Below are 13,428 nucleotides of genomic sequence, written 5' to 3' on the forward strand. Positions count from 1 at the left end.
GAATAGCCCCGATACTGTCCCAGAACGAAAGGATGCATTATGGAGAAAACAATTTACGAGAACGAGTCAACGCCCAAAGCAGACGGGTTCCATATGCCCGGCGAGCACGAGCCCCAAGAGCGCATCTGGATGCTTTGGCCTCATCGAACCGACAACTGGCAATACGGGGCAAAACCCGCACAGCAAGTTTTCGCCGACGTGGCGCGCGCCATTGCCCACTTCGAACCCGTGACAATCGGAGTCAAGCCCGTCGACTACGCAGCTGCCCATTGCCTTTTTAAGAACGACCAGCTTATCGATATCGTGGAGATGGAATCCGACGATGCGTGGATCCGCGACTGCGGGCCCGCCTTCGTTGTCAACGACTCCGGAGACCTGCGCGCGGTTCATTTCGGATTCAATGCCTGGGGCGGCCTGCACGACGGCCTCTACTTCCCCTGGAACCAAGACGAACTCGTCGGAATGAAGGTGTGCGACCTGGCTCACGTCGACCGCTACAAGCCCGACAACTTCATCCTCGAGGGAGGCTCGTTCACCGTTGACGGGGAAGGAACGGTCATCACTACCGAGATGTGCCTGCTCTCGCCCGGTCGTAACCCGCACTATACCAAGGGCGAGATCGAACAGCACCTGTGCGATTATCTTGGCTGCGAGAAGGTCATTTGGGTAAAGGACGGCATTGATCCCGATGAGACCAACGGGCACATCGACGGTGTTGCGACCTATGTTGCCCCGGGCGAAGTTGCTTGTATCTGGACCGATGACACAGAGCATCCCTACTACCAAGTGGCCCAAGACGCCTTCACAACCCTTTCGACCGCCACCGACGCCAAAGGCCGCAAGCTGAAGGTCCACAAGCTCTGCATGGGAGCCAATCCCATAGCGCTCGACCCGGCTGCAGCGGCCACCATCGATACGGTGGACACGGCCAAAGAGCGCACAAGCGACTACGAAGTCATGGGATCCTACCTCAATTTCCTCATTGTCAACGGCGGCGTCATCGTCCCCCAATACGACGACCCCAACGACGAGCTCGCCATCGAGCAGATCCAGGGCATGTTCCCCGACCGCGAAATCGTCGGCGTGAACACCACGCAGATTCTCTACGGCGGCGGCAACATCCACTGCATCACCCAACAGCAACCGAAACCACAGAGGAAATAGCAGAATCGGCGCGGCTGAAAGGAAGAATAGCGCATCACGCCAGACAAACTGCACCCCGCTCTGTTGCAAATCGGCAATATTCGCCAAACACGCAGCATAATTTGGACAAAAACAAGCGCTTTGCAACAGCTAAATCGCCCTATGGGGGCTGAATTCCTGTTGCAAAGCACCTTTATCTGCCAAAACAGAGCCGCAAACCCCCGATTATTGCCGTGTTTTTCTTGCTCAATAGACAGAAACAAAGGATTTGCAACAATCTCGGGGCCTATACAGCAAAGTGGCCGAACCCGAGAAGGGGACGGTCACTTTTTCGCAGTCGCATAATGAACCTGCAAGCGGAAAAGCGCGCTACACGATCTTCTTTCCCAGGACGGCGGCCAACTCGCGCAGCTCGGCCACGAGCTCGCGGAACTGGGCCGGGGTCAGCTGCTGGGGGCCGTCGGAAAGCGCCACGGGCGGGTTGGGGTGCACCTCGATCATGAGCGAGTCGGCCCCGGCGGCCACGGCGGCCTTTGCCAGCGACGGCACCAGGTCGCGCTGTCCGGCCGGATGCGACACGTCGATGCACACCGGGTACAGCGACTGCTTGTGGATGACCGGCACCGCCGCGATGTCCAGCGTGAAGCGCGTGGCCGTCTCGAAGGTGCGGATGCCGCGCTCGCAGAGCACCACGTTGGTGTTGCCGTGATCAGTGATGTAGTCGGTGGCGGCGAGCCACTCGGCGATAGTGCCGGCGAAGCCGCGCTTGTACAGCACCATCTGGTGGGTGTCGGCCGTCACCTCGCCGATCTTCTTCAGCAGGCTGAAGTTCTGGAAGTTGCGGGCGCCCACCTGCAGGCCGTCCACGTAGTCGGCCACCAGCTGGCAGTGGGCCGAATCCATCACCTCGGTCAGCGTCTTCAGGTTGTAGCGGTCGCCGGCGCTCTTCATGATCTTGAGCGCCTCCTCGCCGAGGCCCTGGAACGAGTGCGGGTTGGTGCGGGGCTTGAAGGCGCCGCCGCGGATCCAGGTGAGGCCCAGATCGGCGATGCACTCGGCCACCTCGTCGAACTGCTCGGCGGACTCCACCGAGCAGGGCCCGGCATAAATGGTGATCTCGTCCGTGCGCTGGCCGAGATCGGGGATGGGGGCAATCTTCACTTCGCTCATACGGACGGCGTCTCCTTCATGATCTTCAAGATGGTAGCGTAAATCTCCCGAAGGTTCTCGTTGTAGAGCGGCCCCTCGTTGTAGCTATCCACCCGCGCGAAGATTTCCTCCTCGCGGCGCGCGTCGTACAGACCCAGATGCGCACCGGGTTTCAGACCGCGGATGACCAGCGAGTGACCGGCGCGCTTGTTCAGAAGCGCGACGATCTCGCGATCGATCTCGTCAATCTGCTCACGATGCTTCTGAATCTCGGCAAGATTGCTGTTCTCTTCAGACATCGCTTTTCCTTTCGTGTACCAAAAACTTGAACGAGCATGGCCGCACCGCCTAAAAGCGCCGCCGCCCTCGCGTGGCGTTCATGATAGCAAAGACCCCGGTCCGCGCCGAGGTCGCAAAGGGAAACGGATATAGAAGCCCCCGACCGCCCGCCATCGACAAAAGCGAAGGGCACGCCTATTCAAATACGCCCTTCGCACGCCCTTCGCGCAGACGGAAAGCCCGGAGAAGACTACGCAGCAAAAACCGCTAGCGACGCATGAAAGTGCCGACTTTTTTCTCGGAATCGCGGGTATACCACTCGATGAACAGGTCGACCGCGCCGTTGGCCACGAATGTCGCACCGAGCACGAGCACGAAAGTCATGGACGCACCCCATGGGTTCACCACGATAAGCACACCACCGATACCCACGGCCACAGCCGCCGCAAGCACAGCGATCCAAATGCTGCTGCCGAACGCACGCAGGCCGAACGCGCGAACCACGTTCACGATGGCCAGCAAAATGAGCACCACGCCGAGGACCACCGAGAAGAACCCGGCGATCACCTTGGGAAAGACGAAGGCGATGATTGCGATGATAACGTAGAACACCGCCGCCATGAGCGTGCCCGAGTCGCGGTAGCGCACGCTGCGCTGACGGAAGTACGACAGCAGCCCCGCCGCGCCCATCAAAGCCAGGGCCACGCCGAAAAGCATAATGATGCCCTGCACGGTAATGGACGGGTAGATCATCAGGAAAAGCCCGAACGCGATGCAAAGCACCGCTTGCACCATGTTGTTCGATCGCACAACGTTCAGAAACTTCTCCACAGCTGCTCCTCTCGCTCGGCGCCTAAGCGCCCCTACTTCGGATCCGACACCCCCGGTCACGCGCCACCCTCCCCTGCGACCGCGCCCTTCGGATCTCTCTTACTGGCGACATGCTAAAGCGCTCGCACAAAACGGTGGGCCTTGAGATCAGCGTTGAAAACAATCAGTTGAAGAAGGCCGCCCGCCGTCACCAACCCGTTAATAAGACCACCATTGCGAAAAGACAGCGTTACCATTCCGTCAACAACGGCAACGCCCTAGAATCGCGTCGCTTCCAGCTCCAGACCCAACTTCATCGCCGTAGTCGTGAGCGAACCGATTACGAACGCCCCTGACGGCTCTACGCTCGAAGTCGTAGTGCGCAAGAGCTTCGTCGCTGAGCGAGCCGACCCCTCGGTAATGCGAAGCACACGATTCATGATGGCCTCCAAGAAAAGGCGGTCCACATCCATCGCCGGATCTTTGAAACGCACCTCGGTAATGCCAAGGCAACTGATTTGCCCCTGGGTCTCCGTGACGAGATCGAACGTCTCCTGAATACGAGCGAGATCGGTAGCCTTAGCATCCAACCAGCGCCTCGCCCTCGCAGCCTTCGACGATAAGCCGGCGCAACACATCGAGGGAGATCCTCTCGTCCTCCACCTTCAGCGGCTTGATGAGAAGCCCTTCGTCGGTCTGCTCAATGAGGGCATACTCGGTGAACCCCATATCTTTGTAGGCCTTCGCGGAAATAGCGATCTGCCGCCTGCTGGACACCTTGACCCGCTGTGGCGCCATACGAGCCGTCTCCCCCATAGCTCCCCCACCAAGCGCTTGGTTCCAAGTTACAAAGCGAGTATGGCATGAGACGCGCACAAAAAGGACAGGGAGCCTGACGGGGAGGGTGGGCGCAATGACGCCAACGCCATTCCTCGTCAAAGATGAATTCATCTGCAAGGAAACCGAATGCCAGGCAACACGTAGCTCACGCCCTCCATCTGAAACGTGCAGAGCCCGGAGCAGAAGTCGCCTTAATCGCATTCGGAGCAACGGCCAGACGCCATCCACGAAATGGACCCTTCGCAGAGGGAGGGGGCGAAGGGTCCATAAGCCTAGTCGGACAAGCCGAGAAGCTACTTGAGGTAGTACACCGACGGATTAGTTCCCTGCTCGGGAAGCAGCTGCTCCCACTCGCGCTCGGCAATGAGCTTGGACACCTCGGAGTTCGGATCATCCAGATCACCGAAGAAGCGGGCGTAGCCCACGCACGCCTGCACGCACATGGGCTTTTCGCCGCGCGCAATCAAGTTCGAGCACATGGTGCACTTCTCCACCGTGTTCGACACATGCTGCGGCGCGTCCGCGAAACCCACGGCGAACTCCATGGCGTACTTCGGCTCGCCATCGTTGTACACACGCACCTCATAAGGACAAGCCTGCATGCACGTTTTGCACCCAATGCAAGTTTCCGCGTCCACGGTCACAATGCCTGTTTCTTCATCCTTCATGGTAGCACCCGTGGGACACACCTCCACGCAAGGGGCATTCTCGCAATGCTGGCAGGTCACCGGATAGTGCTGGAGCGTACAATTCGGATACTCACCGTCCGGCGAATCGAGACTCTCTCCACCGTCAGTGATGACCCGATTCCACCAATTACCAGTCGGAAGATTATTCGCCGTCCGACAGGATGTCATACACGTCTGGCACCCCATGCATCTCTTCAAATCAATAGCCATTCCGTATCGCATGACGTCCTCCTATTGAACTTTTTCCATTTCGCACAGACAATCGAACCAATTGTCCTGCTCAAAGCGTGGCCACGAAGCGATGCTGGAGAGATCGCCGTAATGCCCCTCGATGAAATTCCGCTCTTCCCAACCGTGATCGATCACCAACACGCCTTTGCGGCATCCGTTGCTGACAACCGCTTTAAGGACCACATGCCCGCGATCGTTATAGAGACGCACTATATCGCCAGTGTTGATGTCACGCGACGCCGCATCGGAGGGACTCATCTTTACGAACGGCTCTGGGTCGATCTCGAGCAAGGCAGGAACGTTGTTGAAGATGGTGTGAGTTTTATACTTGCATCGTTCGCTTATGAAAGCAAGCGGATACCGCTCGAAAAGCGGATTCTCGTGCCAGGCCTCTAACGGAGGTTCCCAGAACCAGCAGGACTCTTTGAGCATATCCCACTCCTGGCCAACATCCATCATGGGTTTAATGCCCTCATGGTAGAACTCCAGACGCCCTGTCGCTGTAAGGATGGGAGCGTTCAATCCAATGACGCTGGGCTCCTCGGGATGAGACCATACCGCATGCTCCGATTGCAGCTTATCCCACGTAACACCGGCTTCTTGAGCCACTTCATTATCTACACATGAGGAAAGGAAATCCTCAAGAGTCTGGGTGAAGTACTGCTCGAAACCCATTGCGCGGCCTAGCAGAGTAATCACATCAAAGTCGCTCTTCACCTCAAAGGGAGTCTCCACTGCCTGATCTATGAGCTTAACGAAGCCAGTCTGACGAAAAGTAAGATCGCTCTTCTCGAAGGGGAAGGCTACAGGCAAAACAATATCGGCGTATTCCGCCGTTTCGGACATGACCATGTCCGAAACCACGACAAGATCCATCTTGTCGAGCATCGAAAGCCATCTTTGGCGATCGGGCATGTTAGCCAGCGGGTTGCAATAGTAGATGTACATCGATCGCGGCGCCGTGTCGAATTCCCCAATCGATCCTTCCTCCACTAACTGAGGAAGATGGTTCACATACACTGTAGGCCCAGCCACAGCACCATCCAGGTTCATACCGGCAGTACTCTGAACGCCCTGCGCCACAGCCCCAGTCAAATCGACGCAGGTGCTTCCGGCTCCGTGTTTGCACTCTTGCCCGGTGATATCCGCAAGCGCAAACACACCGTCGTAGAACGTCTGACCGTTTGCGTAATGATCTTGCCCAAAGCCAAGCAGCACCATCGATCGGCCCGAGAGATAGATACTCGCAACCTCCTCGATAACGTCGAGCGGAATGTCAGTGTATTGGGAAATCTGGTCCAAAGTCCACGCCGAGAACCTATCGACGAGAATCTGGTACGCTGGCCTGACTTTAAACCCCTCGAGTTCGAACGAGCCCTCGAGCACAGGCTCCTCTACCTCGTCGAAGGGCGCGAGTTGGACGCCATCATAAACCATAATCCTATCTTGGTCGCTTCCCGCCTCTGCCCGACCTAAATCGCTCAAGCGAAGGTAGAAGCCATCCTCTTTGACCAAAAACGGAGCTACCGTCTTAGTGCGCATGTGTTCGACATCGATTTTGCCATCGCGAATGGCAATCTGGGCAATACCTGCCGCTAGAAGACCATCAGTTCCGGGACGGATGGAAACGTAGAGGTCCGCCTTAGCTGCCGTAGTGGTAAAAATGGGATCGATGACAACAAGTTTGGCTCCCGCTTCGCAGGCTTCGGAGATGAAATGATAGTCAACAATGAATGACTCAGACGGATTGGAGCCCCATACAAAGATATTTTCCGCATTGACGATGTCGCGATACTCGTTATGGCCTCCTGTAGTGGTCGCACCGAGAGCGCCATGGTTGTACTGGCAATAGACACCTGTATTGTCGTAACAATTATGAAGTACCGTAGCGCCCATGCAAGCAATCAGGCGATCAGCGTACGTTTTAACCGTTGAGTCCACGTTGCCCGATCCGGCCAAGAATCCTACAGCGCCCGGCCCAAAATCTCCTTGCAGATTCTTCCACGTATCCGTGATTTCCGCAATGGCCTCATCCCAGGAAATACGCTCCCACTCCCCAGCACCTCGCTCGCCTTTGCGCTTCAAAGGATACTGAAGGCGCGTATCAGCATACATGCGCTCGATGTTGGTATAGCCCTTCAAACAGATACGTTGATAAGGACTCGGAGATCCGTCGGGTAGTTTCATATCGGGACGAGTCAGATTGGCCGCTTTCCCTTCGCGGACGGTAACGTTGATGGGGCATCCCCAGCCCGAACAGTTGCCCATACAACTGCTGAAGTATACTTCTTCAGCGACTTGGGGCGCCGTGCCGGCGAGCGAAACACTTTCACCCTCCTCACCTACAGTGTTGCCCGAAGCGCATCCAGCAAGCGATCCAGCTGCAACCGCCCCCGCCGTTGCAGCGAGAAAGCTGCGCCGAGTGAGTTCAGGGGAAACTCGTTTCGTTTTCCTCATTATCTTCTCCTCCACTCTTTTGGGTCCAAAAAGCGAGATGTTGTTTAACCAGATTTGTTCCAAGTATTTCAAATAAACCATCGGAGAACTTTTCATCGCAACCACACCTGTCGATGTTCGTTGCCGCCAGTCCCCTCAAACTGGTATTCCCGAGAATTGGCCAAATTCCTCTGGCGGCACTATAGCAAATTGTCCTATGGCAATGCAAGGATTATCATAGGACAATTTTTCAGCACAGGTTATCTATTTTGAGGATAGTTAGCTTACATCCCCCACTCGAGAGCTGATGCGACAACAGAATTGGCGTCACCCTCCGTCCTCAGTATATAGTCGGCTAAGTAAGGAATGATGAACGCCAGCTTCCCTCGTCCAGGCGCTCCGACAATGCCGTTGTCAACAAGATTCGCCCGTACGGTACTCAGTTGCTTTTGGGACTTCCCCATCTTCTGGGCAATCGCCCCCGTCTCAGCCGTTCGCTCCTCTCCAAGGAGCCCAGCCATGGCATGCAAATACTCCACCTCGCTACGGCTCATGGCGGCGACTAATGGCTCAAGGGCCCGACTGTCATAGGCTTTCCGCACCGCCGGCATTGCGCACTCGACATCCTTCACCTCAATACGATAGGAGCGCTTCTGCACCTTTTCGTTTATATTGTCAATCAAGTAATAACCCTGCAGCTGCATGATATAGGGGTGTCCTTTCGATTCCCGAAGCAGCAGTTCAAGGGCATCCTTTTCGAGCGAGGTACCCTTAATGCTCCCAAAGGACTCCTCGAGCGCCTCGCGCACCTCATCGGCGCTGAGCGGCCCCAGCTGCTCGTAAGAGGCGCGGCGCAGAAACGCGCAGCCGTTCTTTTGGATAATCGGTTCGTAGGCATAGGGCAACCCAGCGATGGCAATCATTGCATCGCAGCCCTTGCGCGACGCCATCTGGAAAGCTTCGGAGATCAGCGACACGCCATCAAGGGAGACCTTCTGAATCTCGTCAATGGTGACAAGAAGCTTGAATCCGTCCTCCAGACAGGCATTCAGGAACACGTATTCGAAATCGTCACGCTCGTAGCGCACCGTCTTCGAGCTGGAGCCCGCGCGGAGGCTCCCGCCCGTGCCCATCACGCTAATCTCCACCTCGGGATCAATCGTTTTAGTGGCCTCGTCGAAGGGAACGAGGTGACGCATGATACCGCCTATGGGATTGTCGGACCCCACATCGATAACTTTGCGTCCCTGCGCTCTCGCGCGCATAGACAACTGCTCAAGCAGGGCCGCCTTCCCATAGCCGCGGCTACCCGTTATGAAAAGAGCACGGTCGTCGCTTCCGTAATCACTCATAGCCCTATCGAAACGCCGCAAAATACCTTCGCGCCCAAAAAAGAACCCAGGCCTTCCCCCAAAGAGCGGGGTGAACGGGTTGTCGAACATAGGACACCTCCAGATGAGGCGATGCGTTGCTTCCCAGATACAGCTACCTTCAAGAGATTCTAAGAAATCTATTCCAACAGAGCAAATCTATAAATCTAGTTATCTAGTAAGTCTAGTTTTAACTACGAAGTCTAGTAAATCTATTTTCGAACTAGAGTCTAAGGGCACTCATTAGATTTCGCTGCTCCCGTAATCGCAACGGCATTTCGGAGCGCCGTCGCATAAAATGTCAAATACTCTTGATTAATGAGAAATGGGACGAATATCAAATATTTTTGACGCCTACCCCTTGAACAGGTCGCCTACGCCTTCGTTGAAGCCCTCGGCGAAGGCGCTGGGGATGACCACCGTGCCCTTGCCCTCGCGCAGCGACTCGTTCAGCAGGTGCATGGTGCGCAGGCGCGCCACGGCCTCATGGTCGCCGATGAGCTCTTCCATCTCGCCCAAGATCTCGTAGATGTCGTGCTCGGCCTCCATGAGGATGATGCGGGCCTTCTTGCGCTGCTCGGCCTGGGCCTCCAGGCTCATGGCCTCTTGCAGCTCCTTGGGCAAAAGGATGTCGCGCACCTCCACCGAAAGGATGGTCACACCCCAGGGCGCCACCTTCTCCTCCAGCACCCGTTTGAGCTCCCGATCCAGCTGCTCGCGACGGATGGCCACCTCGGCGGCGCTCGCCCGCCCGATGGCGTCGCGCAGGGCCGTCTGGGCGGCCATCTCCACAGCACGGGTGAAGTCGCCCACCTCGGTGCAGGCCGCGGCGGCGTCCCACACGTGCCAGAACAGCACGGCGTCCACGTTCATGGGAACCAGGTCGGCCGTCAGCGTCTCCTCGGCGTAAAAGGTCGTCACCCGCGTGCGCGTGTCCACCCGCATGGTGTTCGACTCGATGACGGGGATGGTCCAGAACAGCCCCGGCCCCGACACGCGGTTGAAGCGCCCGAGGCGCAGCACCACCACGCGCTCCCACTGCTGGGCGACATGGCAGCAGCCGATGGCGAGCAGCGCCGCGAGGGCCGCCACCACGATGACCTCCAACGTCACACGGCCGACCGTAAGCCAGCCGATGCCCAGCACCGCAGCGAGCACCGCGACGAACAGCACGGCGGAGAACAGCAGCACGCCCGTCGAGGACGCACGCTCCCCCACCACCTCCGTGGCCGCATCGGGCGCCACGCGGAACCGGCGCTCGCCGGAAGACTTCTCCTTGCGGGACATTTAGGCTCCCTTCTCGGCCCGGGCTCCGGGCTTCTCGAAATCGATGATGCGGGCAGACACCTCGCCGCGCTCGCGGGCCTCATCGTACTTCAGGCGCTTGATCTTTCGGCTCATGGCGCGCTCGATGTCATCTAGCCCCATGCCCAGCTCGCGGCACGACGCGATGCACTCGTCTAGCACCGCATCGGCCTCACCCTCCCCTTCCGCACCCATCTTCGCACCCAAATCGGTCACGAACACGCCACGACCCCGCGTCGATTCCAGGTACCCGTCGGACACGAGGCTCAGGTAGGCCTTGTTCACCGTGTTGTAGTTGATGGAGATCTCCGAAGCCAGGCCGCGCACCGTGGGCAGCTTGTCGCCGGGCGCCAGGGTGCCGTCGTTGATGAGGTAGGCGATGCGGTTGCGCAGCTGCACCCACAGGGGCAAGTCGCTTGTCGGATCAACTTCGAAGGGAAACATGGACGACCTTTCTCTCAAGGACTAGAAGGGAACGGAAACAACGGGCAGCATCCCGGCCGCCACTACGACCGCGCGCAAACAGGCGCCGCCAACAAGAACGCAACCGGCGCTGGCGAGCAACGCGCGCGAGGCGAGAGACGCCTCGGCGACGTCCTTACTCGCATTGCAACGCGCGAGGACAGCCTCTATCGCAAAAGGAGCAACAAGGCCAACGAGCACAAGGCCGCCCCAGAACGGCAGAGAGCACGCACCGTTCAATACGGAGGCCACCGATGCCAACGCGGCCGCATCGGTAGGCGTTGCCCCCGAGGAAGCCGAGCCGCCGTGTTCCAGCCACGCTGCACCGAGCCACAGCGCCACGACGACCGCCTCCAGGGCAAGGAGAACCATATCGGCGCGAACGACTTGCCGCATCGTTCGGCCGAAAACCGTCGCCATTCCCGAAAATACTGCCACCATGCCCACAAGCGCCACTCCGCACGAGAGAGCCGAGATCGCGAACAGCCCCGGCAGCCACGGGCCGAACCACAACGGCACCGACGGCATACCCGACAGCAACAGTCCCGTATAGATCACCGCGACGAAAGACACCGCCGCAAGCAAGACAGCGAGCGCTCTGAATAGAGGCAGAGACACCGACGGCACCCCGAGCCACACAAGAAGCATGGCTGCCGCCAACGTGCCACAAAGCAAAAGTGCCCAGAATCCTACGACCAGATAATTCGAAGGGGATGAAACCGCCAGCAAAAGGATGCGATCGAGGCGCCCCACATCAGCCGCAAGGCACAGGGCCCCCAGCACTAAGACTACCAGCGAGGCCACGAGTATCGGCACGAACAGTCGGCGATAGGCAGCGCTTCCGTTGTCTCTGAAGCGCACAACCACTCCGCGGCTCACGGCTCTCTCGTCAGCGAGGAGCATCAGCACTGCGGCAATCAAGAGCGCGCCCGCCCCTGTCCCTCCCAGAAAGAGGTAAGCAACCACCAGTTCGCTGAACACGACTCCTCCTCTTGCCCTAGACAATGCCTACGGAACCCACCGACCCCGCATTCCGGCGTTAAGATTATCATAAGACAATCGAAGAAGCGATGCGTCCGTCAGGAAAGATTCAGGGAGAGCAGCACCAAGAATTTCGAGTTGTTAGACATCCAACGCGCTCGCAGGTGATTGCCTGCTTCCATCTTGTCTTCTCATATATCGTATTTTATTACTTTTCTTACACATTTTGTTCTGCCACAGTTTTTGAGCGAACCATCGCGCGTACCTAAAGTCTAACAACTCGAAAAAACAGCCCGAATCCGACGGCAAGCTTTTCCGAGAAGGCCTTCGTTCCCGATTCGCACGGTTAATTCACGTTGAAATCGCGCCGCTTTTGCGTCGGCTACAGCAACACCTTCACGCCGAAGTAGGCGAGCACCACCAAACCCACGATGATGCGGTAGACGCCGAACGCCGTGAAGTCGTTCTTCTTGATGTAGCCCATGAGGAACTTGATGGAGATCACCGACACCACGAATGCCGTCACGATGCCCACCACGAGCACGGCGATCTCGGTGGCCGTCATGGCCAGACCCACGGCCATCAGATACTTGATGAGCTTCAGCACGCCCCAGCCGAACATGACGGGAATCGCGAGAAAGAACGTGAACTCCGCCGCCGCCGTGCGCGAGCAGCCGCAGAGCATGCCGCCGATGATGGTGGAGCCCGAGCGCGACGTGCCGGGGATGATGGCGAGCATTTGGAAGCAGCCGATCTTCAGCGACGTCTTCCAGTCGATCTCGTCCACGGTGCGCACGCGGAACAGGGCCATCTCGGCGTCGTCGCCATCGTCGCCCGGACCCACCTCGGGCACGGGACGCGCATGGGCGCCGCGGGGACGCCGGGGGGCGCGACTGGCCAGATAGGCTGCCTCGCGCCGACGGTTGCGACGCTCCAGCAGGATGAACACGACGCCGTAGACGATAAGGGCGATGGCCACCGTCCACGCGTTGTAGAAGTACTCGTTGAAGAAGTCGTCCAGCGTAAGTCCGATGGCCGCCGCCGGGATGCAGCCGATGGCCACCATGCCCCACAGCCGCCACGTGCCGCGCTTCTCGGCCGACGTCTTCTTCGGCGAGAACGGGTTCAGCTTATGGAAGTACAGGATGAGCACGGCCATGATGGCGCCCAGTTGGATGACCACTAAGAACAGCTCCAGGAACTCCGCCGACACGTTCAGCTTCACGAACTCGTCCACGAGAATCATGTGGCCCGTGGAAGAGATGGGCAGCCATTCGGTGATGCCCTCCACGACGCCGATGAAGAACGCCTTCAGAACTTCGATGAACATGTCCACAGAAACTGCCTCCGTACGATTTGCTTGTCTGTCGGCCCAAGCGGCGAGCGGCAACCCAGGCCAGAGCGCGCCGCCAACACGAGGAAAAGCGCACAAGGGGCACTCCCTCTTTCGAGCCTCGGAAATGCTATCACGGCACTGCGAATCGTCAGGATTCCTACGGAGAAAGTCCACGTTTGTCACTTTGGTCTACCGAGGCGCCGGCCAGCCCAGCGTTCGCAGCGCGCGACACAACCCGTCGTGTCGCGCGTGCCGCCCATTCCACCATGGCTTGTGCACGTAGCCGATTTCATGTCAGATACAACATAGCAAGCAGGTTCGTTTTCCCTGCTCAAATCCTCTTTTCGAAAGCAACGATGCGCCAACGAACACCAAGCATCGTGGTAATAAAACTATC

Annotated in this window: 13 protein-coding genes; 1 reads left to right on the forward strand and 12 read right to left on the reverse strand. The window is 58.1% G+C overall.

Annotation, left to right across the window (positions count from 1 at the left end; translation table 11 throughout):
• The first annotated feature begins 39 nt into the window (after nucleotides 1-39).
• Nucleotides 40-1,164: an agmatine deiminase gene (aguA, locus tag GO707_RS06500; protein WP_114549152.1), complete on the forward strand. Its 1,125-nt coding sequence runs from the start codon at nucleotides 40-42 to the stop codon at nucleotides 1,162-1,164.
• 348 nt (nucleotides 1,165-1,512) lie between these two features.
• Here the strand turns inward: aguA and aroF are convergent, their stop codons facing one another.
• The 12 genes from aroF to GO707_RS06560 all read right to left on the reverse strand — a co-directional run bounded on the left by aroF (nucleotide 1,513) and on the right by GO707_RS06560 (nucleotide 13,025).
• Nucleotides 1,513-2,313: a 3-deoxy-7-phosphoheptulonate synthase gene (aroF, locus tag GO707_RS06505; RefSeq protein WP_114539261.1), complete on the reverse strand. Its 801-nt coding sequence runs from the start codon at nucleotides 2,311-2,313 to the stop codon at nucleotides 1,513-1,515.
• A complete protein-coding gene (locus tag GO707_RS06510; RefSeq protein WP_022739332.1) occupies nucleotides 2,310-2,591 on the reverse strand; it encodes a chorismate mutase in 282 nt (93 codons plus the stop codon). The genes aroF and GO707_RS06510 overlap by 4 nt, the downstream gene beginning before the upstream one ends.
• 247 nt (nucleotides 2,592-2,838) lie before the next feature.
• The gene (locus GO707_RS06515; protein WP_114539262.1) at nucleotides 2,839-3,402 is read right to left on the reverse strand and encodes an HdeD family acid-resistance protein; all 564 of its coding nucleotides are present in this window, start codon (nucleotides 3,400-3,402) and stop codon (nucleotides 2,839-2,841) included.
• A gap of 257 nt (nucleotides 3,403-3,659) precedes the next feature.
• The gene (locus GO707_RS06520) at nucleotides 3,660-3,971 is read right to left on the reverse strand and encodes a hypothetical protein (RefSeq protein ID WP_114539263.1); all 312 of its coding nucleotides are present in this window, start codon (nucleotides 3,969-3,971) and stop codon (nucleotides 3,660-3,662) included.
• Nucleotides 3,961-4,179, reverse strand: a complete 219-nt coding sequence (locus tag GO707_RS06525) for a hypothetical protein (RefSeq protein ID WP_114539264.1) — start codon at nucleotides 4,177-4,179, stop codon at nucleotides 3,961-3,963. Before GO707_RS06525 ends, GO707_RS06520 begins: the two co-directional genes overlap by 11 nt.
• 335 nt (nucleotides 4,180-4,514) lie before the next feature.
• Complete coding sequence (locus GO707_RS06530; protein WP_114539265.1) at nucleotides 4,515-5,132, reverse strand: 4Fe-4S dicluster domain-containing protein; 618 nt, start codon at nucleotides 5,130-5,132, stop codon at nucleotides 4,515-4,517.
• Nucleotides 5,133-5,141: 9 nt separating this feature from the next.
• Nucleotides 5,142-7,598: a molybdopterin-containing oxidoreductase family protein gene (locus GO707_RS06535; RefSeq protein WP_198161034.1), complete on the reverse strand. Its 2,457-nt coding sequence runs from the start codon at nucleotides 7,596-7,598 to the stop codon at nucleotides 5,142-5,144.
• Between the two features lie 263 nt (nucleotides 7,599-7,861).
• A complete protein-coding gene (locus tag GO707_RS06540; protein ID WP_114539267.1) occupies nucleotides 7,862-9,019 on the reverse strand; it encodes a hypothetical protein in 1,158 nt (385 codons plus the stop codon).
• Between the two features lie 282 nt (nucleotides 9,020-9,301).
• The gene (locus GO707_RS06545) at nucleotides 9,302-10,234 is read right to left on the reverse strand and encodes a slipin family protein (RefSeq protein ID WP_114539268.1); all 933 of its coding nucleotides are present in this window, start codon (nucleotides 10,232-10,234) and stop codon (nucleotides 9,302-9,304) included.
• Nucleotides 10,235-10,696 carry a GntR family transcriptional regulator gene (locus GO707_RS06550; protein WP_114539269.1) on the reverse strand — a complete coding sequence of 154 codons (462 nt, stop codon included), beginning with the start codon at nucleotides 10,694-10,696 and terminating at the stop codon, nucleotides 10,235-10,237.
• Between the two features lie 21 nt (nucleotides 10,697-10,717).
• Nucleotides 10,718-11,695, reverse strand: coding sequence for an NrfD/PsrC family molybdoenzyme membrane anchor subunit (gene nrfD, locus GO707_RS06555; RefSeq protein ID WP_173114072.1), 978 nt, complete (start codon nucleotides 11,693-11,695; stop codon nucleotides 10,718-10,720).
• A gap of 382 nt (nucleotides 11,696-12,077) precedes the next feature.
• The gene (locus GO707_RS06560) at nucleotides 12,078-13,025 is read right to left on the reverse strand and encodes an undecaprenyl-diphosphate phosphatase (RefSeq protein WP_041714865.1); all 948 of its coding nucleotides are present in this window, start codon (nucleotides 13,023-13,025) and stop codon (nucleotides 12,078-12,080) included.
• Nucleotides 13,026-13,428 lie beyond the last annotated feature (403 nt).

Origin of the sequence: Adlercreutzia rubneri, from assembly GCF_009755265.1 — a bacterium.
Lineage (GTDB): Bacteria > Actinomycetota > Coriobacteriia > Coriobacteriales > Eggerthellaceae > Adlercreutzia > Adlercreutzia rubneri.